The following is a 22,220-nucleotide window of genomic DNA, read 5'->3' on the forward strand; positions in this document are numbered from 1 at the left end:
ATTTTCACCCATTGATTTTTAGATTTTAATGTACAAAAACCTTATTCACTTTTATTCAAAGAGCCTGCCATGACTACAGCAAACGCTTATCCTGTTACCCAAACCATTCGTACCATCGGTATTTTAGGCGGTGGTCAGCTTGGTATGATGCTTGCCGAAGCAGCCATGCCCCTAGGCTACCAATGTGTATTTTTAGAAGACAGTGCCGACTGTCCTGCCAGCCTATACGGTCGCGTCTTTCATAGCGAGCAATTAGAAGCATTTATCGAAGCCGCTGATGTTTTTACTCTCGAGTTTGAAAACACGCCGACAGCAACTGTCGAACAGCTTACTGCCTTATCGAAGTCTGGTAGCAAGCAAGGCATGTTTCCACCATTGATTGCGCTAGATATTGCTCAAGATCGCTTAAAAGAAAAGCAGATGTTTAACTCGCTTGATATTGCCACCGTACCCTTTATGGCTGTCAATTCTGAAGCTGAATTAAAACAAGCTTGCAATGAGCTAGGTCTGCCTATCGTTCTAAAAACCAGCCGCGGCGGTTATGATGGCAAAGGTCAATTCGTCATCAAACAAGACAGCGATATTAAAGCCGCTTGGCAAGAACTCAAAGACGCAGTCACTGGAAAAGGCTCACTCACACCGACGCCAGCACCATTAATTGCCGAAGGCTTTATTAACTTTAGCCGTGAAGTGTCTATGATTGCGGCACGTACACAAAACGGTCAGGTTCGTTGCTATGACTTGGTCGAGAACCATCATCACCATGGTATTTTAGCTAAAACCCAAGCCCCTGCTGTTGGAACTAGCCATTTACTGCAGCAAGCAACCGATGCTATTACCACCGTCATGAACCATTTAGACTATGTTGGTGTCATGGCGCTGGAGCTATTTGTGACAAAAGACGCACGCGGTAATGACGCATTGCTTGCTAACGAAATTGCGCCACGCGTACACAACTCTGGGCATTGGAGTATTGAAGGTGCTGTTACTAGTCAGTTTGAAAACCATATTCGCGCAGTCGTCAACCTACCGCTAGGTGATACGGATAATGTACACCCAGCGATTATGCTCAATATCTTGGGTCAATATCCTGATATCAGCGCCGTGCTAAATATCGATGGTGCGCACTATCATAGCTACCACAAAGAAGAACGTGACGATCGTAAGATTGCGCATATTACTCTGATGCCGAACGATGTGGCCGATTTAGAGCCTGCTTTAGCCAAGCTCGTCGCGACTCTACCCAATAAAATGGGACTTGAGAAAAAACCTTCTCCAATTGATAGCCAGCCACAGGTGGAAGATAGTCTAACCACGACTGACTCTAACAATACTGTAGAAAATACAGAATTGGCTATTGAAGATGGCCAGTCAGATAAAGCTATCAACGCTAAATCAAAAACAGAAAAGGCTAAGAAATAATGCAGATTTGGGTGGATGCGGATTCAGTACCATTGATAGCCAAAGACTTAATTATCAAAACGGCTGAACGCACACAAACCATGGCCATATTCGTCGCCAATCAGTCGATTAAACTGCGCAAGTCACCACTGCTCACTATGACAGTGGTGCCGTCAGGGTTTGATAAAGCGGACGATTATATCGTTGAGCAAATACAGCCAGGCGATCTGGCCATTACTAGCGACATACCGTTAGCCAATGATATTTTGGACAAAGGAGGTATGGTTTTGACCACTCGCGGTGTGATCTATGATAAAAATAATATTAAGCAAAAGCTCAATATGCGTGATTTTATGGATACCATGCGTGGTACTGGCGTATTAGAACTACAAGAGATGAGCGGACAGAAGCCTTATGGTGACCGCGATAAAAAAGCGTTTGCCGATGGATTAAATAAATTGGTGCGTTAATTTCTAACATTCGCCAGACATTCTTCATCTGGTTTTTTACTATGCTAACGTCCATTACTAGCGATACTTATTTTATCTCTCTCCTTGCAAACCCTATACACTATATAACCAAACTCTATGCAAACGGCACGCTTCATAACGAAGCGTACCGCCTATTCTTGTTACGCTATGTTCAGTTTTTAAACATAAGTTTTTGAACAAAAATAACGTAAATAAAAATAGGAATGACGATGAAAATTTTAGTAATTGGCGCAAGTGGTCGAGTAGGTACTGATTTGGTTAAGCAGTTATTGGCTGACGACCATCAAGTGATTGGTACTACCCGTCAGGAAGAAAAGCTATTTAAAGATGACAATTATAGCCAGTTGGACTTAGACATTACGGCTGAAAAAGACTCAATTCAAAAGCAAATTGATCAAGATATTGATGCTGTTTATTTTGTTGCAGGCTCAGGTGGCAAAGACGTCTTAGAAGTAGACTTACATGGTGCAGTTAAGACCATCCAAGCGACACAAGACAAAGGTATCAAACGCTATATTATGCTTAGCACAGTATTCTCATTAGATACCAGTAAATGGGATAAAATTGCCGACTTAAAAGAATACTATATCTGTAAACACTATGCTGACCAATGGTTAATCAACAACAGCACTTTGGACTACACTATCGTACAGGCAGGCGCACTAAAAGAGCGTGAAGCCACGGGCAAAATTACTGTCAATAATGACAGCTCAGGCGAAAATTCGATTGAAGATGTCGCCACTACTTTGGTAGCTGTATTAAAGGCAAACAATACTATCAAGACCGTCTTTAGCATGCAAAATGGTGAGACAGCCATTGATGAGGCTATAGCAAAGTTATAATCATTGAAGCAAAAAAGCGAGTAAGCCAAAAGGTTTACTCGCTTTTCTATGGCTGTCGTTTGAGAATGGATTATTAAGTGAGCAATAATAGCTACTTTCTGTAGAAAAACTATGCCAAACCGCTTGGAAACGGAATCACTTCCTCTAGGCTACTAGCTCCTGTGATGACCATTAGTAGCCTATCTACGCCGACAGCAATACCACTACAAGGTATCAAATCATCAGATGCCGCTAGTAGATGCTCATCGATTGGCATTTTTGGCAGGTTATGACGCTGGCGCAATTGGTTATCTTGCTCAAAGCGTTCTCTTAACGCTTGCCCATCTGCCAGTTCATCATAAGCATTGGCAATCTCAATACCATTGATATAGAGCTCAAAACGTTTGGCAATTTTATTACCGTCTTTGTCCAAAGCTGTTTTTGCTAATGCGGCGGTCGCTGGCGGATACTCTATAATTAACGTTGGTAGGTCATGACCTAAATTTGGCTCAACTGCATGACTGAATAACAAATCTAGCCAGCTCTGGCGACGGTCTTCTTCCGTATTTACTGCACTGCTCAACTCACTATTAAAGTCAAAGCCTGTTAAGCCTTTATCTTCTGCTACTGCTTGTAGTGTGGCTAGACTAGCGGTTAGTGGATGGATACCGACAAAATCCATAAAGGCATCAACATAACGGTAATGGCTCATGACGACTGCATTACCATAAAGCGCTTCTAATAGCTCACCCAGTTCAGTCGCTATATCATCTAAGCTATAATTTGGCTGATACCATTCGAGCATCGTAAATTCGATATTGTGCCGCACACCTATTTCATTGTCTCGAAAAACAGGACAAATCTGATAAATAGGCACTTGCCAGCTGGCCAATAAACGCTTCATAGCGAATTCAGGTGACGTATGCAAATAATAGGTCTGTAGTTTGTCTCGATAAGTAACCTGCGCGGCGACTGACTGCAAAAAAGTATCGGTATTACCCGCTTGTGACAGTAGCGGTGTCTGCACCTCTAACACTTGTCGCTTGGCAAAAAACTGACGGATATTACTCATAAACTGCGCACGCTGCTGCGCCATCGCCAATGTCATGGTCGGTGCATAGCTAGGCTTAGAACTAATAGTCTTAGAACTAGTAAGCTTAGAAATAATAGGCTGCGAAGAAATGTTATTTGCTTGAGTCATTTGTGATCTACTGCGATTGATTAGGGTCTGTTGAACATTCAAATATTAGGGCTGCTGATTGCTAAAATTGCACCAAATTAGGCGCAAGCCGACGATAATGTCGAGACCTTAACTAGGATTGCAACAACGTTTGGGGTGATTTTAGCATCAGCCTTTCAGGGCAGTACTATTTTCTGCCAATATGCAGTGAAATTGTTTAACCTAGAATGACTAGGCGTCAAAAATTTCACTGCATATTGTCTAAAAAATAGTGACTGCCAGCACCACATTTGTATGTTCAACAGACCCTAATAATCGGTTTGGTAATTAGGTGTTTGAATTTTTTAAAACTGCCATTCACGACGTAGATGATAATCGCGTCTCAAACCATCAAAGTCAGCACCATTAACCTGCCCTTCAATTTCTTTGCTTCTCAATGAGGCATCGTCTTGCTGAATATCATAGAACTTTATCAGTCTGTCCGGATGTGCTTTTAATTCAGACCATAGAAATAAGTTAAGCGGTAATAGCCTGTGCATCGTTTGGGTAGGTAGAACGGCCAGTTTCTCACATAGCGCATCATAAATGATTTGTGTGCCACGCAGCTTACCTTCTAACGTGTAGCCAGCGATATGCGGAGTGGCGAAGGCAAGCTTAGATAATAATTGCTCAGCAATCTGAGGCTCGTGCTCAAACACATCAAGCACCACTTGTCGCCCAGTACGCTCAATATCTGCTACCAGTGCATCTGCCTCAATCACAGGCCCACGCGCACTATTAATCAGTATTGTATCAGCAGGCATCAGAGCCAATGAATCGGCATCAATGAGATGACGCGTTGGATAATTGCTGCCTCTAGAATGTGCATCACTCTCCTTATCGGTCAAAGGCACATGCAGACTGACCACATCGCTTTGGCTCAGCACCTGCTCTAAACTGGCATTATTTATCTTGGATTTTGGTAATAATGGATCATAGCCTAATACTTGCCAGCCCAAATCATTGGCATACTGCACAAGCGTACTACCAATATTACCAAGACCGATAATACCGAGAGTAACTGATTGCTGCCAATACTGCGGACGCAACGTCAATGCGGCTGTCAGTACGTACTGCGCGACAGAATGCTTGCTACAGCCAGCAGCATTGGCAAAAGTAATATGGCGCTGCATCAAATAATCTTGATCGACATGATCTGTACCGATGGTTGCAGAACCCACAAACTGAACACTGTCGTTATTCGCCAACAATGCCTCATTCACTTGCGTCACGGAACGTATCAATAATACATCTGGCTGTATCTCAGCGAGTAACTTTGCATCAATATCTCGCCCAGCGACAGGGACGATATCAATCGTCCGCTCAGTCAACTGACCAAGCGTAGTCGTACTAAAAAAATCAGTCAAACTGGCGATATTGCTATCAGCCAAAATAGTAATATGTTTAATAGTATTCACCCTACCCTTCATCGTTTTTATAACATAGTCAAATAATAGTGGTTCTAGTAGTAGAATCGCTGTTATTTATTGCGACTCATTCACTGGTGGCAATGTGTCGTCATCAGTCAGCTCTATCTCTTGTGGCGAAAATATTTCATTTTTATGCTGTGATATCCATTCACGCCATACCGCAAGCCCGATAGCCAATACCACAGGCCCGATAAACAGACCAACAAAGCCAAAAGCCGTCAAACCGCCCAACACCCCAATAAAAATAATAATAAAAGGAATTTTGGTTGCACCACTAATAACGATAGGACGGATGAGATTATCAACCCAGCTGATAACCAATACACCCCACAGTGCCAAGCCAATACCTTCTGCAGTATGTCCTTGACTCAATAGCCAGATCGATACACCGCCCCAAACGAATGGCGTGCCAAAGGGAATCAAGGCAATAATAAACGTGACAATGGTCAATAAAATAGGACTTGGCGCACCAGAAAAATAATAACCAACGCCCGCAAGCAATGCCTGTGCCAATGCCGTCAAACCAATACCATAAACCACCGCGCGCGTGGTCGTACCCACAGAGTCAATATAACCATCAATCCGATTGCCAATGATATTACGCAGTGCTTGACGGATCTGGCGAACCAAGCTGGTGCCATCACGATAAAAGAAAAACAACGTCATCAGCGCCATGCCCAACTTAGCAAGTCCGCTAAACACCACATCAAAGGCTATTTTGCCATAATATAAATGCGACTGAACCCAAATACGAAAAGCTTCTAGCGTCCCTTCAGGGTTTTTGTTGATGCGCCACAGTACATCTTTGACTTGCTGACCGATGATAGGCAAGTCTTTAATAGAGTCAGGCACATCTAAATAACCCACCTTTATACGGTAGATTAAGTTACTGATTAGGCTCAAGGCTTCTTGTTGCAAAATAAAGACACCGATTACCAGCGGCACACCTATGATTAAAGAGATGTTCACCGTCATAATAGCGGCGCTAAAATCTGGGCTCAGCTTAACTTTTTCATGAAAAAAGCTATAAATAGGAAAGGTTACATATGCCAAAATCGCTGCCCACAGCGCTGGTACAATAAAAAACTGTACCACTTGAAAACACAATACGAACAGCACCACCAGCAAGGTAATCGCTAGTAAGCGCTGAATAATAAATTCTTTTGTCCAGTTTTCAATCATAGCGTATAAACCAAAAGCGGACAGCAAACGATAATTTTGCTGGCGAGTTTATAAATGTGTGATGAATATCAGCTCCTAGACGCTGTCTGTGAACCATACCCATTGGCGAGAATTGCAAATCATAAATATATAAAGAAGATACTGCGTTGGACTGATGAAATCACATGACTATTAAGTGACTCGACCGTTAAATAGCATAACAAGGTCACGAATTTACAGCCATTTAGCATGATAAAAATACAATAAAAGCCCAATCATCGCGCTATATTATGCAACAAAGCCTGTGAATTATATAAGGCGTTGTTGTAATCTTTACTTACAACTTTGTCTATGCAAGCTTACTAGATGACAACGATAATGACTAGCGCATAATGCATGAATTTAGTGTGTAAAAACGCGACAGTGAAAACTGCTTTTATGTGCAGCTTTTAAACTGTTATCTTATAAGGGAATCCACTGGTGGGTTCTATTTGTCGCGACAATTGATGTTATACTAAAGCAATTATTTTAAGCTTTTCAGTGTAGTTAAGTTTATTTGCACATATTTATTTGCACATATTTATTTGCATCGTTGTACAGACATCGAATCCTTTAAGCCAGATTTCCACATCTTCTTATATTGTCTTTTTCTAGACTGTCATAAGACCTCATTTTGGGGTGTCGCTATCACTTGGGATGAGATACTTGAGCACAATCATAGGTCTTTTATAAAGGCCTATGTAAGATTTAGACTCATCATATCTATTCAATATTTGAGCATGATATGCAAGCGCGCAGTTTTGAGTTCATTTCGGATTTACTTTGATTTTATTTGAAATCAATACAGACTCACCAAATTTTAATAATATATCGATAGGAACAATAACAATGTCAAAAGACACTGATAACCCCAACCTTAAAACCTCAAACGAAACCAGTCATAGCAATAAACCACAAGATACTGTCACTATTGCCTTAGCACAATCACACTTTTTGGTCGGTGATATCACAACCAACGTCGAAAAAATGCGCACACTAGCATTACAAGCCCGCGAACAAGGTGCTGATGTCGTTGTATTCCCAGAGTTAGCTCTTTTGGGCTATCCTCCACAAGATTTATTGCTGCGCCCAAGCTTATCAGGCCGTGTCAAAAGCGCCTTATCTACCTTGAGTGATATCGATGATATCGTCCTGATTGTCGGCTATCCGCATGTCGATCACCACGGTACTTTTAACTCTGCGGCTATCCTACACAACGGCCATCAAAAAGGTTTTTACCATAAGCAAATTTTGCCAAATTACGGCGTATTTGATGAGCGTCGCTATTTTGATAAAGGTCGTAACCAAGTTTTGTTTGATTATAAAGGCATTACTATCGGTCTGCTCATTTGCGAAGATTTATGGGAAAAAGGCCCTATTGCCGAGCTTAAGAAACAAGGTGCTGATCTGATCGTGAGCTTAAATGCCTCACCTTTTGAGATCGAAAAGCAAGACAACCGCAAAACCATGCTGGCCAAACGTAGCCGTGAAAACAAACTGCCAATCGTATACGTCAACGCTGTTGGTGGCCAAGACGATTTAGTGTTTGATGGTGGCTCTATGGCCGTGCAAGCTGATGGCAGCATTGCCCATGAAGCGCCGCGCTTTATGAATCAGTTACTACTGGCTACTTTAGACGTCAAAACCGCCAAGTTTAACGATCAAGCCAAAGCCCCTTTGACCTTGAGTCGTGAGTCTGAAATGTATCAGGCGTTGGTTGTCGGTCTGCGTGACTATGTCAATCACTCTGGATTCTCTGGCATTATTGTCGGATTATCAGGTGGTATTGATTCAGCATTGACGCTCTGTATCGCCGTTGACGCTTTAGGCGCTGACAAGGTATACGCAGTCATGATGCCATACGAGTATACCTCTCAAATCAGTCTAGAAGACGCTCAAGCACAGGCACGTCGCTTAAATGTCTCTTATACCGTTTGTCCTATTTTCGATGCTGTCGAAGGTATCCGTCATACGTTAGCGCCGTTATTCAACAAGTCGCCAGCAGATACGACCGAAGAAAACATCCAAGCACGGGCGCGTGGTGTTATTCTGATGGCATTGTCTAATAAATTTGGTCATTTGGTCATCACGACTGGCAACAAGTCTGAATTGGCGGTTGGTTACTCAACACTATACGGCGACATGGCTGGCGGCTTCGATGTCCTAAAAGACGTCTACAAGTCTCAAGTTTATAAATTGGCAAGCTATCGTAACCGCTTAGAAGACACCCCTGTCATCCCTGAGCGTGTCATTACTCGTCCGCCATCAGCTGAGCTACGTCCAGATCAAAAGGATCAGGACAGCCTACCTGACTACGATGTATTAGATGGTATCTTGATGTCATATATCGATGAAGACATGGGTTATCAAGAAATTATCGATAAAGGCTTTGATGCTGAGATGGTCGCAAAAGTCATCAAGATGGTGGACAATAGCGAATACAAGCGTCTACAAGCGCCAATCGGCACTAAAATTAGCCACAAAGCCTTTGGACGTGAGCGTCGCTATCCGTTGGTCAATAAGTGGTCGATCAAAGGCTAAATACTACCTACCTATTAGTATCTAGCTAATATTAGCTAGATACTAATAGGTTATTTTTAAAAAACATTGAATTTTTCACTATTAGCTGGGTGCTTGCCCAGCTTTTTTAGTTTTTATACACCAAAAATGTCTACACCTAGCCATATTCTTTTCCACACAGTTTCACCAACTATTTGCCTCAATTATCTTTATTTTTTTTCGAGTACGTCATGAGTTTGCTAACCGCTAGTGTTTTTCTTCTTTTACTGCTTGCCTTAAGTACCTTTGTCTCTGCTGCTGAGATTGCCATCGCTGCAGGCCGCAAAATCAAGCTCCAAATTATGGCAAAAGAAGGCGATGTTCGCGCACTTGATGTCCTCAATATGCAGGAGCACCCTGGTAGCTTTATCACCGTAGTACAAATAGTGCTAAATGCGGTCGCTATTTCAGCTGGTGCCGTGGGTGAATCGGCCATCAGCCCTTATCTCGAACAGTTATTGAATAGTGAAACGATAGCATCGGTTATATCATTTGTACTTATCACGAGTTTGTTTTCACTACTTGCTGATCTAATGCCTAGGCGTTTGGCCATGTCAAATGCTGAGACGATAGCGGTACGGCTCGTACGCCCGATGATGCTGTTGATATTTATACTAAAGCCCATTATATGGGTGTTCGATGGCGCCGCAAATATCCTGTTTAAATTTTTTGGCATCTCAACCATACGTCAAGATGATATGACACCAGAAGATATTTATGCAGTGATGGATGCAGGTGCCGAAGCGGGTGTACTAAAGAAGCAAGAGCATCACTTGATTGAAAATATCTTTGATATGCAGGAGCGTACCGTTACTTCAGTAATGAACCCTCGCGAAAATATCGTTTACTTTGATACCAAAACAAGTACCGAAGAAGTCGTGAATATCATGATTGAGCAGCCACACAATAAATTTTTGGTCTGCCATGATGATGATTTAGAACATATCGTTGGCTATGTGGAATCTCGTAGCTTTTTAGCTTTGGTTTTGAACCAACAAGAAGTTAGCTTAACGAACAAGACTCTATTGAAACCAGCACTTTTCGTGCCTGATACGTTGTCTCTGTTTGAGGTATTAGAGATGTTTAAATCCACTGGCGCTGATTTTGCGGTCATCGTGAATGAATACGCACTAGTCGTTGGTGTTATCACATTAAAGGACGTGATGAGCATTGTGATGGGTGAGTTGGTAACGCTAGAAGAACAACCTATTGTCCAGCGCACTGACAATTCGTGGCTAATCGATGGCATGACCCCTATCGAAGATGTAATTCGTGCATTAGATATCGTCGACTTACCACGAAGTCAAAATTACGAGACTATCAGTGGATTCATGATGTATATGCTACGCAAAATCCCTAAAAAGACCGACACTATTGAATATGCCAATTATCGGTTTGAAATCATTGCGACTGACAATCTCAAAATCACTCAGATGCTGGTGACCAAACAAGAAGATACGCTTTGAGTGACTGGCTAGAGCTTATCTTTTTAAGCACGCTGACCAAAAATGGCCGTACCAACACGTACCATCGTAGAACCATTCTCTATCGCCTCTGCCATATCGCCACTCATCCCCATGCTAAGCGTATCCCAATGGCTCAATTCTGGATGATTGGCTTTGATCTCCTCAAACAATTGCTTGGTACGCGCCAAGGCATCCGTACCTGCTTTTGCAGGGATGATCATCAGACCACGTAGCTGTAATCGCTCATATCCCTTAATCGCTGTGATAAGCGCTGGTAGCTGTGCTGGCAGACATCCTGACTTACTGTCTTCATTATCGATATTTAATTGGATCAATATATTCAATGGCGGCAGCTCATCGGGGCGTTGATCGTTTAAACGCTTGGCAATAATGTCACGCTCAACCGTTTGTACCCAATCAAAATACTCAGCAATATCGCGCGTTTTATTACGCTGAATACGACCGATATAATGCCAAACGATACCCTCACCTTCAGATTGTGATTTCAGAGTCTCAATTTTTTCAATGGCTTCTTGCAGATAGTTTTCACCAAAATGACGTTGTCCTTGCTGTGCCAAAGTGGTAACCATAGCAGCAGGCTTGGTCTTAGAGACTGCCAATAATATAACACTATCAGCTTTTCTTTCAGCATGATCACATGCTTGATTAATTTGCTGACTGACTTGCTGCCAGTTATCGATAAGCGTCATCTCATCAATATTACGGTTCGTTTCCTGCATATTCAATCCTTAATGCTTGTGCAATTTTTGCGTACCTTTTCTGCGTACCTTAATAGAAAAATATCTTCTTAGTTGATTCCGACTGCCCCATTTAAAAATGAATATGTCATAAAAATAAATGAAACAGTATCTAGGGTCTGTTGAACATTCAAATGTGGTGCTGGCAGTCACTATTTTTTAGACAATATGCAGTGAAATTTTTGACGCCTAGTCATTCTAGGTTAAACAATTTCGCCATATATTGGCAGAAAATAGTACTGCCCTGAAAGGCTGATGCTAAAATCACCCCAAACGTTGTTGCAATCCTAGTTAAGGTCTCGACATTATCGTCGGCTTGCGCCTAATTTGGTGCAATTTTAGCAATCAGCAGCCCTAATATTTGAATATTCAACAGACCCTATATAAAAATCGGTTTCAAAAAAACGAGGGCATTTCTTCCATCTAATTGACAGTCATATAAATGGGCTAAAAAGGCTGGATTTTACCAAATAGTTGGTTAATAGCAATTTATCTCATTTTTATCACCACTCTTAACATAAGGAAACGCCCTAGTTTTAAGTTTTATTGGTTTAGTAGATGGTTAAATACTCACAGTCTTGTTATTATATTGTTACATGCTTTAACACATGCTACCGAATATGATAGTGATGGTAAAAACTAATACTCGTTAATTTTTCATTATTGCTTGTTTAAATGATGTTATTGATAGATAGTTTACCACGTACTTTTAGAGTGTTCTGTCTTACCTAGACTAAGTGATAGGAATATCGAATTATGGCTGAAAAAAATAATCTAAGCATCGAAGACTTACTACGTTTTACCGTTAAGCATAAAGCATCGGATTTACATATTTCAGCTGGTATGCCAGCAATGATTCGTGTCGACGGTGAAATGACACGTATTAATATGCCAGAGATGACTCATCAGGTCGTGCATCAGCTTATTTATGACATCATGAATGATAAGCAACGTGCCGATTTTGAAGAGTTTTTTGAAACGGATTTCTCTTTTGAAATTCCTAACTTGGCACGTTTTCGAGTCAATGCATTCAATCAAAACCGCGGTGCTGGCGCTGTGTTTCGTACCATCCCTTCCAAAGTATTGACGATGGAAGACCTAGGTATGGGTGATGTGTTCAAACGCGTCTCTGATTTCAAACGTGGCGTGGTATTGGTCACGGGCCCAACAGGTTCGGGTAAATCAACGACGCTAGCGGCGATGATTGACTATATTAACGAAAGCCGTAAAGAACATATTCTAACTATCGAAGATCCGATTGAATTTGTTCATGATTCAAAGAAAAGCTTGATCAACCAACGCGAAGTTCACCGTGATACGTTGGGTTTCGAGCCGGCATTGCGTTCAGCACTACGTGAGGATCCCGATGTTATTTTGGTCGGTGAGCTACGTGACCTTGAGACCATTCGCTTGGCATTGACGGCAGCAGAGACTGGTCACTTAGTCTTTGGCACCTTGCATACCAGCTCAGCCGCCAAGACCATTGACCGCGTCATCGACGTGTTCCCCGCTGCTGAAAAAGACATGATTCGTGCGATGCTATCGGAGTCATTGCAAGCCGTTGTTTCACAGACACTGCTACGTCGTCAAGCAGGTGGACGTGTGGCCGCGCATGAAATTATGTTAGGCACACCTGCTATTCGTAACTTAATACGTGAAAATAAAATCGCCCAGATGTACTCTGCTATCCAGACTGGTGCAGGCGAAGGTATGATTACGCTCGATCAAACGTTAAAGAACTTGGTCGGTAAAGGGACTATCAGCAAAGATGTCGCTCGTCCTTATGCCAAACAGCCTGAAGCATTTTTGTAGTATTAATAAGTGCCATCAAAAACAAATGATGATGGCACTTATTGTTCTTTAATGATTTTCTATTCACGAACTTTACCATATGATTTTAAATGTTTTTTTAATCAATTTACATCAAGTGCAGGTACGATATGGACATTGATAAACTATTGCAGTTAATGATCAATAAAAATGGCTCTGATCTTTTTATTACTGCTGATGTAGCGCCTTCCATGAAAGTAAATGGAAAAATATTACCGGTGGGTAAAACGCCCCTAACTGCTGATCAGACCATGCGATTGGTCAAGGGTGTGATGACGCCAGGCCAGCAAAAAGAGTTTGAAGAGACAAACGAGTGTCAGTTTGCGATTGCTGACGTGGCTCAGCAGGCACGTTTTCGGGTCAGTGCTTTCATACAGCGTGATATGGCAGGGATGATTTTACGGAAAATCGAAAATAATATCCCAACTGTTGAAGAGCTACGCCTGCCGCCAGCGTTAAAAGAGCTGGCAATGAAAAAGCGCGGTATCATTTTGCTAGTGGGTGCAACGGGTACGGGTAAATCGACCACCCTTGCGTCTATGATAGGACATCGTAATCAAAACTCTCATGGTCATATTATTACCATCGAAGATCCTATTGAATTTGTGCATAAGCATCGTGGCTGTATTATTACCCAGCGTGAAGTCGGTATCGACACTCATTCATTTGAAGCAGGGTTAAAAAACACCCTACGCCAAGCGCCTGATGTCATCTTAATCGGCGAAATTCGTAACCGCGAGGTCATGAGCTACGCTATTCAGTATGCTGAAACTGGTCACTTAGTGTTTGCAACGCTGCACGCAAACAATGCTAACCAGGCAATTGACCGTATTATTCATTTCTTTGAATCAAATCGCCATAATCAGTTATTTATGGATTTGTCATTGAACTTGCAAGCCATTATCGCTCAGCAACTGATCCCCACACCTGATGGTAAAGGACGACGCGCTGCTATTGAGATTTTATTAAATTCACAACTGATCAGTGACTATATCCGTAAAGGCGAAGTCCATGAACTCAAAGATATCATGACGCGCTCACGAGACAGTGGCATGCAAACCTTTGATCAAGCCCTTTTTGATTTGTATGAGCAAGGAGAGATAACCTATAAGGAAGCGATTATTCATGCTGACTCCCCTAACGACTTACGCCTCAAAATTAAGCTCAGTAGCAAAAGTGGTGATACCAACTTGGACGAAGGTGCGGACAGTTTATCGTTAGATGTCAATTAACTGAGGGTGTTTGCCGTACACTTTCAATAACAAACATGCAAAAAAGAAGCCCTCGTTATTTATAACGAGGGCTTCTTTTTTTCTATTCAAGATGTCATGAACAGCATAAAAAATATCTTTATCCTAAATGACTACTTCGCGCTGTCTCTACAGGCTTGGTCATTGCAAATACCGTATAGTACTAAAGAATGACCCGAAAGTTTGAAGCCATGCTTTTCTGCTACTTTGAGCTGCTCTTCTTCGATGACTTCATTATGAAACTCTATAATCTTGCCACAGACATCACAAACCAGATGATCGTGATGTTCTTCTTGAGTAATCTCAAATACCGACAGATTGTTCTCAAAGTTATGACGTTCGACGATACCTGCTTGTTCAAACTGTGTCAGCACGCGATAGACCGTGGCAAGACCCACATCTTCACCTTGCTCGATGAGCGCTTTGTACACCTCTTCTGCACTCATATGATGCAGTTCTGCATTCTCCAATAGCTCTAGGATTTTGATACGAGGTAACGTGACCTTTAACCCTGCTCTACGTAAATCTTGGTTGGTAAAAGAAGCCATAATATCCCTTTTGACTGTGACAGTCTTAACAAATAAAAAAATATGAGATAAATAATCGTAAAGGATTATTTTTATTGAATATCAAGTAATTTAATAACAACAAATCGATTGAGCTTAAGCAAGCATCTCTCTTATTATTTCCTAAATTATCTGGATGCAAGCCTATGAATTTAAAATATAATTAATATAACCATTCAGATTGTGTTTGGTAAATAATGTCGTAAGTGGTAGGCAATTGCAAGTAAATGACGTATCATTTGTCCAAGATTGTCGGTCAGACTTGTACCATCTAACGCTGTCCGCACCTAATTCATTTCTTATGAGTCATCTTACCATGATAAAGACATTAAATTTCCGTCCGTTAAGCCATGCAAACGTATTACGCAAGATTGTTATCACCAGTATGCTTAGCGCTACTGTTGCTATGTCTGGCTGCTCATTATTGAGTGTTTATAAGATTGATTTGCCACAAGGCACCGCGATTACTCAGATCCAAGCGCAAAAGCTAAAACTGGGTATGAATCAAAACCAAGTACTTTATACTCTTGGTAGCCCTGCGATTAGAGATACTCTTGAGCCTAAACGCTGGGACTATATTTATGACTATCAAGCAGGTACAGAAGGTAGACGCAACGGTATCGCTGATGTGAAAAATGCTAGCCAGCATTTGGTGATTTATTTTGATGATAATGGTTTGGTTAGTCGTATCGAAGGTATCGATAGCCTGCCAGCATCGTAATCAGTACGACTCATTATCTTGCACAATTAAAGACTTAACCGCGCGATTTATTTTTGCGCTGAGACATAGGATCAGCGCTCAAACTTCGATAGACTTCGATACGATCAAAAGGCTGTAACAAGTAACTCAGTGGCTGTTTTTGGGCATAGATACCCACATGCCAACGTTTCGCCGTTGGCGTGGCAATATCAGTTACTTGCTCACACCATTCTGCCAGCTCAGAAAATTTTTCAAGCCATCCTGCTTGACCTAACGCTTCATACAAATTGGTGCCACGGCAAACCTGTAACGCCAAATAATGCTGGCGCTGCTCATCTTCAGCATACGCCAGATATACCATCATTAGCTCAGCTTGGGTAGACTGAGGCACGCTGCTGTCACGGCTATCAACTGTTAGCTTAACCACTGCATCACCCAACCTATCAATGCCAACAACAACGCTAACGGTACGACCAAACGTATCGCTATACGCCATACATTATAGAGCGCTTCATTGCTAAAATTTAATGACTTGCGCAGATGGCTGATTTTCATCTGCCAACCGGCAAACACTGATAATAGTAGTACAGCAACACTACTAATGATGACTAAGATGCCTACCAACCACGTCGTTGGAATGGCAACCACCAATAGCAATGCTAAGGCAAAAGTAATTATCAAGCTAACCAACAGCCCAAATTTATGCGTTAACTGCTGAGTGCTATAATGTAATAAGTAGCTCACCACAAATAACACACCGACCCAATATAGTAGCTGTCCAATCGGCGGTAACGACATGCCACTGATAAATAAAGCCACCACACCCACAAACAGCTGCAATATCCAAATCGGTAATACCAGCTTGGTTGCACGATACTCACGAGCAGCAGCTTTTTGCTTGGCTTGCAGGTTGTTTGCGTTTACCGCTGTGACTGTCTGTTTGCTCACCAAGTTCTGACCAAACCAATATAAGCCTGTACCCGCTCCCACACTGACCAGCGCTAACGCTACCGCACGCGCCCATTCATTTAAGCTAATAGCAGTCATGGCAAAACCAGTATTTGGTACGCCATTTGCAATACCCAGCAGCAGCCCAACTACCATCAGACCCAATCCGATAGGCAAAGGTGCACCGCCAAGTAGGCTCAATAGTACGGCAATGACCATCAAGCCTGCAGCAATTGCAAAGCTCGGCACATCAGGTGCACTATTCAGTTCGGTCAATGCGGCTAATATGCCCGTACTTGCACCAGAGATGACCAACGCTGCAATCACAATAGAAACCAGTGCCGCCAACCAACCAAAGCTGCGCCATATTGGACTGGCATCTGCTTCGCGAGTGAGCTTTTGCATGCCCGCAAGAGGGCCTTCGACACTGCGATAGGCCAAGGCTATTTCAGCATAAACGACTGGCAGTGCGACCAATACCATTGCCAATAGCCATAGTAGCCAAAAGTCAATCTCTCCAATTGACGCAGGTGCAAACCAGCGAAACAATAGTAACGGTAGCAGTGCCGCGATAAAATAAGAAGCATAACGGATCATCATAATCTAAATCCAAACGATCTAATACCATTCACAAAAATCAGAGTAGCAAGGAAAACGCGTGCAAGTACTACGCATAGTAGACTGAACATGTTTGACAGAGCAAATCGTGCTTTTGGGTTTGGTATAAAGTGAATAACGATAATTTATAATTATACAGAGCAACGACTGATTTCTGTAAATGAATTCATCTAAATAATGCCTTAGGGTCTGTTGACCCTTCAAATATAAGGGACAAACAGTTATAAAAAAACCCCGAAATCGGGGTTTAGTGGTTCAGACATGATTAATATGTGGTCAAGTACTGAATGGTTTTAGCTACAAAGTACGTATCGGATATCAATCATCAGTGCGATTCAATTAGTGAATAGCACTCACGTAGTCTGACAGAATACGAATATCACGATCTGATAGTTTCGATGCAACGGTTTGCATCATACCCATCTCGCCTTCTTTGGCGGCATCATTGACTCGTTTTTGATCATCACTATCGATATCATCAACACGTCCAGCAGCACGGAATAGCTTTAGCTGGGTGGCGATATACTGAGCATGCTGTCCGCCTAGCTTTGGAAATGCAGCCCAAGTATTACCTGCAGCATCTGGACCATGACAGCCTGCACAACCGATAACACCGCGCGACTTATCGCCGCCTAGGAATAGTTTGGTTGCTTCTTGGTTGGTAGCAGGATTACCGTAGCCAACACCCCAAGGTGCTTGACTCGCATAATAACCTGCCACATTGGCTAGGTCTTGCTGAGACAGATTAGCAACTTGTGATTGCATGATACCGTTTTTGCGATAGCCTGCTTTAAAGTTGACCAACTGTTTATACAGATATTTTACATTTTGGCCGCCAAGGTTCGGCTGCGCAGGAACCATACTGACACCATTAAGACCATGACAAGCAGCACAAACGGTTTCTGCAACTTTTTGACCTGCATTGACGTCATATTCAGGAACAATAATAGCAGCTTGTACGCTGAAACTTGCAACGCATAAGCTGGCAGCAGCGATTAACTTTTTCATTGATACAAATCCTACTAGCTCGGCGTAAGCATTATTTAGAGTGATTGCACTGATAAGATACCTGATATAGCCGCCTTCTTAATCATGAGAATGGCATATATTTTTAGGTCTTGGACACAAGCAGTCTGAAAGTACTTACTAACATCAGGGTTTATTTTCGATTATTATAGCAAGACTTTGTATCATTTGCCTACTTAATCATAGTATCCACCAGTTTTCTGGTGACACCGTATAGAATACAGCTAAAAAGCAAAAAGCGCAGACAGGTCATTAACCCCAGCGCTTTATTTTATAGGTTTAAGCTATATTTATAAGCTGACTATTTGCTCATATACTCGATAAGCTTACGATACTCGTCATCGCTACATTGGTCGCACAGACCGCCTGCTGGCATCTGCGCCATACCACCTTTGACAGATTTAATGAGTGTCGGCATGCTTTTTTGTTTGATCAGCTGCTGCCATTTGGCACTATCACCTTTTTTGATGGCATTTAGCGCACCACTATCGTGACAGGCTGCACATGAGTTATTATAGGTGGTGGCGATGTCCGCCGCACCTGCGCTGCTGATCATGACACCACTTAACAATAATGCGGCAACGCCAGCGGCTATAGCGCGATAACCCGTGCTAAAAAGTCTAGTGATTGAAAACATAGAGCACCTCCTCGTGATATTTCACGTGTCTCATCAGTCGTTCTATTAAACGTCTTCGATTAAACATTGTAACAATATATGTCATATAAACATAGAGAATTTGGATACGGCTTTGTTAATGCCGAGAACTTGTCGCAATGACCAGCTAATTTTAATGTTATCCTACTGTTTATATGAGGCTAATCGCAGTTATTTCAATAAGTAAGACAGGGAATAGTATAGAATAGCCGATAATGTAAAATAGCTGCTTTTATGACTCACACATGCTTGTATTCATGAGAAACAGCCTCTTATCCTATTTTTATCTACTGTCTGAACTGAATCGCTAGACTGAGCCACCAGCTAACTAAAAATTGACGACCGTATCCAATTTCTTAAAGATTAATGAGCCATTTATGAGTACCCCGTTTACCGATGTCGCCGCCGAACATGCACTGTTCAACACCAAATCTCGTCAAAAAATTCAACAAACTGAATTTATGACGTCAGCACCTACCTTTCGTCTTTGTCCTCCTGATATGGGCTTAGAAGTCGCCTTTGCAGGACGTTCGAACGCTGGTAAATCCTCGGCCATCAACGCGTTAACCAATCAGCGCCAGTTGGCTCGTTCGTCTAAGACACCTGGACGTACACAGATGATTAACTTTTTTAGTATTGGTAATACTGAAAGACGTTTGGTTGATTTGCCTGGTTATGGCTATGCAGCCGTACCGCTTGAGATGAAAAAAGAATGGCAGGTTGAGCTAGAAGAGTACTTGGTGTCACGCTCAAGCCTTGCTGGTTTGGTGCTAATGACGGACATCCGTCACCCATTAAAATTCTTTGATGAGCAAATGCTACGTTGGGCAAATGATGGTGAACTGCCAGTACATATATTGCTAACCAAAGCAGATAAACTGAAATATGGCGCGTCCAAGAACGCTCTACTTAATACTCGCAAAAAACTCAAAAAATTGGGCTTAAACTGCACCATTCAGTTATTTTCAGCCTTGAGAAAAGAAGGTCTGGATGAGTTGGCTGGGGTAATGGGCAACTGGTATGAGTATCAGCTTGATGCAGATAAAATTATTGAGTCCTCTTTTGCATTACTAGAAGGCGAAGAGCTAGAAGACGCTATTGAAAAAGATAGCGCTGAAAAAGACAGCTCTCAAAAAGACAGCTCTCAAAACGAAAGCAAATAGCTATCATAGTTTTCCATAAAAAAAGGGTTTATCGTTATTATCGATAAACCCTTTTTTATTGGCTTTTTATTGGTTCATTATTATTATCGGTGCGCTGTCAAAATAATGAGGCTCATAAAAGTGGCCCTACCCACATAGTAAATCTGCTAGCGCTTGCGGAGTGTCAACTTGATAGGTAGGCTGTTGCGCGGCGAGCTCAGCACTCGTTGCTGTACCGTAGTTGACTGCTATGCTGGTCATGCCCAGTTTGATTGCCATTTGAATGTCATAGATACTATCACCGATAAACACGGCATCAGAAACCTGCTGCTGCGTATAGTCCAAGATATCGGTCAACATCTGCGGATCAGGTTTTGAGCCCGACTCATCAGCACAGCGGGTGATGACAAAGTAATGGTGACTCTCTGAGGCATCTAATACACGATCGAGACCTTTTCTTTTTTTACCGGTTGCTACGGCTAGCGTTTTGCCCTGCTGCTGCAAAGTCTGTAGCATACCTTCTATAGGTGCAAAAAGCGGTGTACCGTGACTATTGGCAATATAGTGCTCTGCATAGGTCTGCTGAATGGCCAGCAACTGCGCATCGTTTGCCTGAGGATATAAAATCTCGATACCATTCATTAAGCTCAGACCAATGATGTCTTTTACGGCTTTATCAGTCGTCTCAAATCCATGTGCTTCTCCAGCCACATGCATAGACTCAACGATTAGACCGATTGAATCCATTAGCGTGCCGTCCCAATCAAAAATAATCAGCGTCTTATCAGACAGACGATGCGCGGCTGATGGCTGAGAGTTTTCGGTAGAAGTTGTAGTACTGGCTACAGATTGTTCACTCATGAATAGACCTTAGCGAATAGCGATAATAAAGTGTAGATACGAAAACGTCACGGTGGCTTATTCGTAAAAATAAGGTATCGTGACGTTTTAGTGTTTCCATAAAGGTCTGACTCTCTAGACCTTTGTGATTATATTTAGACTTATTCAGGCAATTTGGTTGTTTCTGGCAACCAATCTGCCATCTCTTCTGGCAATGGGGCAGTAATGGTCTTGTAGCCTGGAATATCTAAGCGCCAAGCATGTAGACACAGACGATGGACGCCTGATTTGTCATGGACATTATATTTATCATCCCCCAAGATAGCATGACCAATATGAGCTAAATGCACACGGATTTGATGAGTGCGACCCGTCAATGGCTTGGCTTCAATTAAGCTGACTGGCTGACCAGCAATCATAAAACGATCATGGACGATGATATCAGTCTGGCTTTCTTTCGCTTGTGGATCTTGGCTGTCTACTTTAACGCGGCGCTCACCACTGGCAAGCGTATAGCGTAGCAATGGCGCATTGATATGCTGTTCATTAAGCGCAGGTTGTCCTTTGGCAAGACAGAGATAGTGCTTTTGAATGGTTTTGTCTACCAAATGCTGCTGCAACACTTTGAGCGTTGAGCGTTTTTTGGAAATCATCAGCAACCCTGACGTATCTTTGTCGATGCGATGTATCAGCTCTAGGTACTTCTTACCCGTCACTTCACGCATGGCTTCGATAACACCAAAGTCAAGACCACTACCGCCATGAACGGCGATGCCAGAAGGCTTATTCAGCACTAGCATCCCTTCATCTTCATAGACCACACGTGCCAGCAAGCTTTTGGCAAACTCGGTGCTAATGATGGGTTTTTCGCGCGTCGCCAGCTCTACAGGGGCAATACGCACGACATCTTCACGCTGCACTCTATCGTGTGCTTTGCAACGTTTGTTGTTGACGCGTATCTCATCTGAGCGAATCATTTTATAGATATGCGATTTTGGCAAACCTTTTAAACGGTTCAGCAGAAAGTTATCCAAACGCTGGTCGTGCTGATGGCGCGTTACTTCAAGGTAGTTAACCTTGCCGAAGTTGCTAATCTCATCGTCAGCGCTTTGTGGGCGTGTTTTGCTATTAAAAATAGCAGGGGCTTCATGGGTAGGAGCGTCGTTAGTCATTTTTGAGTTTGTCATTTTTAGTTAGGTATTTACACAAAGATTTGCTATAGTTTAGCATGTTGAGCGACAATTAAGCAGAGGCTGCAGCAATAATCATTGTTGTTACAAATAGTTGACCACCATTTTTA

General features: G+C 42.3%; 20 protein-coding genes. 9 read left to right on the forward strand and 11 right to left on the reverse strand.

The genetic code is table 11. From position 1 onward, the window contains the following. The first annotated feature begins 69 nt into the window (after positions 1 to 69). From QL982_RS00750 to QL982_RS00760, 3 genes are all read left to right on the forward strand, one after another. Entirely contained in the window at positions 70 to 1,422 is a 1,353-nt protein-coding gene (locus QL982_RS00750) for a 5-(carboxyamino)imidazole ribonucleotide synthase (RefSeq protein WP_201588590.1), read from the forward strand. Continuing rightward, positions 1,422 to 1,871 (forward strand): YaiI/YqxD family protein, encoded by a 450-nt coding sequence (locus tag QL982_RS00755; protein ID WP_197099776.1) that lies wholly within the window; start codon positions 1,422 to 1,424, stop codon positions 1,869 to 1,871. The genes QL982_RS00750 and QL982_RS00755 overlap by 1 nt, the downstream gene beginning before the upstream one ends. Before the next feature lie 230 nt (positions 1,872 to 2,101). Further along, positions 2,102 to 2,734 carry an NAD(P)H-binding protein gene (locus tag QL982_RS00760; RefSeq protein ID WP_201588593.1) on the forward strand — a complete coding sequence of 211 codons (633 nt, stop codon included), beginning with the start codon at positions 2,102 to 2,104 and terminating at the stop codon, positions 2,732 to 2,734. A 109-nt stretch (positions 2,735 to 2,843) separates the two neighbouring features. Here QL982_RS00760 and epmA read toward each other — a convergent pair whose 3' ends face one another. From epmA to QL982_RS00775, 3 genes are all read right to left on the reverse strand, one after another. Beyond that, a complete protein-coding gene (gene epmA, locus QL982_RS00765; protein WP_201588595.1) occupies positions 2,844 to 3,914 on the reverse strand; it encodes an EF-P lysine aminoacylase EpmA in 1,071 nt (356 codons plus the stop codon). Positions 3,915 to 4,237: 323 nt separating this feature from the next. Further along, positions 4,238 to 5,341, reverse strand: coding sequence for a 4-phosphoerythronate dehydrogenase (locus tag QL982_RS00770; protein WP_290164766.1), 1,104 nt, complete (start codon positions 5,339 to 5,341; stop codon positions 4,238 to 4,240). A 75-nt stretch (positions 5,342 to 5,416) separates the two neighbouring features. Further along, positions 5,417 to 6,544, reverse strand: a complete 1,128-nt coding sequence (locus tag QL982_RS00775; protein WP_290164762.1) for an AI-2E family transporter — start codon at positions 6,542 to 6,544, stop codon at positions 5,417 to 5,419. Positions 6,545 to 7,411: 867 nt separating this feature from the next. Between QL982_RS00775 and QL982_RS00780 the strand changes: the two genes are divergently transcribed. Both QL982_RS00780 and QL982_RS00785 read left to right on the forward strand, forming a co-directional pair. Further along, entirely contained in the window at positions 7,412 to 9,103 is a 1,692-nt protein-coding gene (locus tag QL982_RS00780; RefSeq protein ID WP_290190117.1) for an NAD+ synthase, read from the forward strand. Between the two features lie 209 nt (positions 9,104 to 9,312). Then, the gene (locus QL982_RS00785; protein ID WP_290164764.1) at positions 9,313 to 10,587 is read left to right on the forward strand and encodes a hemolysin family protein; all 1,275 of its coding nucleotides are present in this window, start codon (positions 9,313 to 9,315) and stop codon (positions 10,585 to 10,587) included. Positions 10,588 to 10,610: 23 nt separating this feature from the next. Here QL982_RS00785 and QL982_RS00790 read toward each other — a convergent pair whose 3' ends face one another. Next, on the reverse strand, positions 10,611 to 11,327 hold the full coding sequence (locus QL982_RS00790; protein ID WP_290190118.1) for a YggS family pyridoxal phosphate-dependent enzyme: 717 nt from the start codon (positions 11,325 to 11,327) through the stop codon (positions 10,611 to 10,613). 774 nt (positions 11,328 to 12,101) lie between these two features. Between QL982_RS00790 and QL982_RS00795 the strand changes: the two genes are divergently transcribed. After that, positions 12,102 to 13,157, forward strand: coding sequence for a type IV pilus twitching motility protein PilT (locus QL982_RS00795; protein WP_290164505.1), 1,056 nt, complete (start codon positions 12,102 to 12,104; stop codon positions 13,155 to 13,157). 128 nt (positions 13,158 to 13,285) lie between these two features. Then, the gene (locus QL982_RS00800; protein WP_290164504.1) at positions 13,286 to 14,407 is read left to right on the forward strand and encodes a PilT/PilU family type 4a pilus ATPase; all 1,122 of its coding nucleotides are present in this window, start codon (positions 13,286 to 13,288) and stop codon (positions 14,405 to 14,407) included. A 131-nt stretch (positions 14,408 to 14,538) separates the two neighbouring features. On the opposite strand, the gene fur is transcribed toward QL982_RS00800, so the two are convergent. Then, the gene (fur, locus tag QL982_RS00805; RefSeq protein ID WP_290164503.1) at positions 14,539 to 14,973 is read right to left on the reverse strand and encodes a ferric iron uptake transcriptional regulator; all 435 of its coding nucleotides are present in this window, start codon (positions 14,971 to 14,973) and stop codon (positions 14,539 to 14,541) included. A 319-nt stretch (positions 14,974 to 15,292) separates the two neighbouring features. On the opposite strand from fur, the gene bamE reads away from it, so the two are divergent. Then, positions 15,293 to 15,712, forward strand: a complete 420-nt coding sequence (gene bamE, locus QL982_RS00810; RefSeq protein WP_290164501.1) for an outer membrane protein assembly factor BamE — start codon at positions 15,293 to 15,295, stop codon at positions 15,710 to 15,712. Between the two features lie 34 nt (positions 15,713 to 15,746). On the opposite strand, the gene QL982_RS00815 is transcribed toward bamE, so the two are convergent. The 4 genes from QL982_RS00815 to QL982_RS00830 all read right to left on the reverse strand — a co-directional run bounded on the left by QL982_RS00815 (position 15,747) and on the right by QL982_RS00830 (position 18,920). Then, the gene (locus QL982_RS00815; protein ID WP_290164500.1) at positions 15,747 to 16,118 is read right to left on the reverse strand and encodes an RnfH family protein; all 372 of its coding nucleotides are present in this window, start codon (positions 16,116 to 16,118) and stop codon (positions 15,747 to 15,749) included. Beyond that, complete coding sequence (locus tag QL982_RS00820) at positions 16,106 to 17,239, reverse strand: hypothetical protein (protein WP_290164499.1); 1,134 nt, start codon at positions 17,237 to 17,239, stop codon at positions 16,106 to 16,108. Before QL982_RS00820 ends, QL982_RS00815 begins: the two co-directional genes overlap by 13 nt. 357 nt (positions 17,240 to 17,596) lie before the next feature. Further along, positions 17,597 to 18,265: a c-type cytochrome gene (locus QL982_RS00825; protein WP_290164498.1), complete on the reverse strand. Its 669-nt coding sequence runs from the start codon at positions 18,263 to 18,265 to the stop codon at positions 17,597 to 17,599. 319 nt (positions 18,266 to 18,584) lie between these two features. Further along, entirely contained in the window at positions 18,585 to 18,920 is a 336-nt protein-coding gene (locus QL982_RS00830) for a c-type cytochrome (RefSeq protein ID WP_290164497.1), read from the reverse strand. 395 nt (positions 18,921 to 19,315) lie between these two features. Between QL982_RS00830 and yihA the strand changes: the two genes are divergently transcribed. Then, entirely contained in the window at positions 19,316 to 20,101 is a 786-nt protein-coding gene (gene yihA / locus QL982_RS00835; protein ID WP_290164496.1) for a ribosome biogenesis GTP-binding protein YihA/YsxC, read from the forward strand. A 126-nt stretch (positions 20,102 to 20,227) separates the two neighbouring features. Here the strand turns inward: yihA and QL982_RS00840 are convergent, their stop codons facing one another. Further along, entirely contained in the window at positions 20,228 to 20,941 is a 714-nt protein-coding gene (locus QL982_RS00840) for an HAD-IA family hydrolase (protein WP_290164494.1), read from the reverse strand. 140 nt (positions 20,942 to 21,081) lie between these two features. Next, entirely contained in the window at positions 21,082 to 22,092 is a 1,011-nt protein-coding gene (locus QL982_RS00845; protein ID WP_290164492.1) for an RluA family pseudouridine synthase, read from the reverse strand. Between the last annotated feature and the right edge of the window lie 128 nt (positions 22,093 to 22,220).

It is taken from the genome of Psychrobacter sp. 5A.1 (assembly GCF_030407455.1).
Lineage (GTDB): Bacteria > Pseudomonadota > Gammaproteobacteria > Pseudomonadales > Moraxellaceae > Psychrobacter.

Bases quoted from the DNA above. Each gene is read 5' to 3' on its own strand.
- QL982_RS00750 (WP_201588590.1), top strand. From the start codon at position 70: ATGACTACAGCAAACGCTTATCCTGTTACCCAAACCATTCGTACCATC.
- QL982_RS00845 (WP_290164492.1), bottom strand. From the start codon at position 22,092: ATGACTAACGACGCTCCTACCCATGAAGCCCCTGCTATTTTTAATAGC.
- yihA (WP_290164496.1), top strand. From the start codon at position 19,316: ATGAGTACCCCGTTTACCGATGTCGCCGCCGAACATGCACTGTTCAAC.
- QL982_RS00825 (WP_290164498.1), bottom strand. From the start codon at position 18,265: ATGAAAAAGTTAATCGCTGCTGCCAGCTTATGCGTTGCAAGTTTCAGC.
- QL982_RS00840 (WP_290164494.1), bottom strand. From the start codon at position 20,941: ATGAGTGAACAATCTGTAGCCAGTACTACAACTTCTACCGAAAACTCT.
- QL982_RS00820 (WP_290164499.1), bottom strand. From the start codon at position 17,239: ATGATGATCCGTTATGCTTCTTATTTTATCGCGGCACTGCTACCGTTA.
- bamE (WP_290164501.1), top strand. From the start codon at position 15,293: ATGAGTCATCTTACCATGATAAAGACATTAAATTTCCGTCCGTTAAGC.
- QL982_RS00785 (WP_290164764.1), top strand. From the start codon at position 9,313: ATGAGTTTGCTAACCGCTAGTGTTTTTCTTCTTTTACTGCTTGCCTTA.
- QL982_RS00800 (WP_290164504.1), top strand. From the start codon at position 13,286: ATGGACATTGATAAACTATTGCAGTTAATGATCAATAAAAATGGCTCT.
- QL982_RS00795 (WP_290164505.1), top strand. From the start codon at position 12,102: ATGGCTGAAAAAAATAATCTAAGCATCGAAGACTTACTACGTTTTACC.
- QL982_RS00775 (WP_290164762.1), bottom strand. From the start codon at position 6,544: ATGATTGAAAACTGGACAAAAGAATTTATTATTCAGCGCTTACTAGCG.
- QL982_RS00760 (WP_201588593.1), top strand. From the start codon at position 2,102: ATGAAAATTTTAGTAATTGGCGCAAGTGGTCGAGTAGGTACTGATTTG.
- QL982_RS00780 (WP_290190117.1), top strand. From the start codon at position 7,412: ATGTCAAAAGACACTGATAACCCCAACCTTAAAACCTCAAACGAAACC.
- QL982_RS00755 (WP_197099776.1), top strand. From the start codon at position 1,422: ATGCAGATTTGGGTGGATGCGGATTCAGTACCATTGATAGCCAAAGAC.
- fur (WP_290164503.1), bottom strand. From the start codon at position 14,973: ATGGCTTCTTTTACCAACCAAGATTTACGTAGAGCAGGGTTAAAGGTC.
- epmA (WP_201588595.1), bottom strand. From the start codon at position 3,914: ATGACTCAAGCAAATAACATTTCTTCGCAGCCTATTATTTCTAAGCTT.
- QL982_RS00790 (WP_290190118.1), bottom strand. From the start codon at position 11,327: ATGCAGGAAACGAACCGTAATATTGATGAGATGACGCTTATCGATAAC.
- QL982_RS00830 (WP_290164497.1), bottom strand. From the start codon at position 18,920: ATGTTTTCAATCACTAGACTTTTTAGCACGGGTTATCGCGCTATAGCC.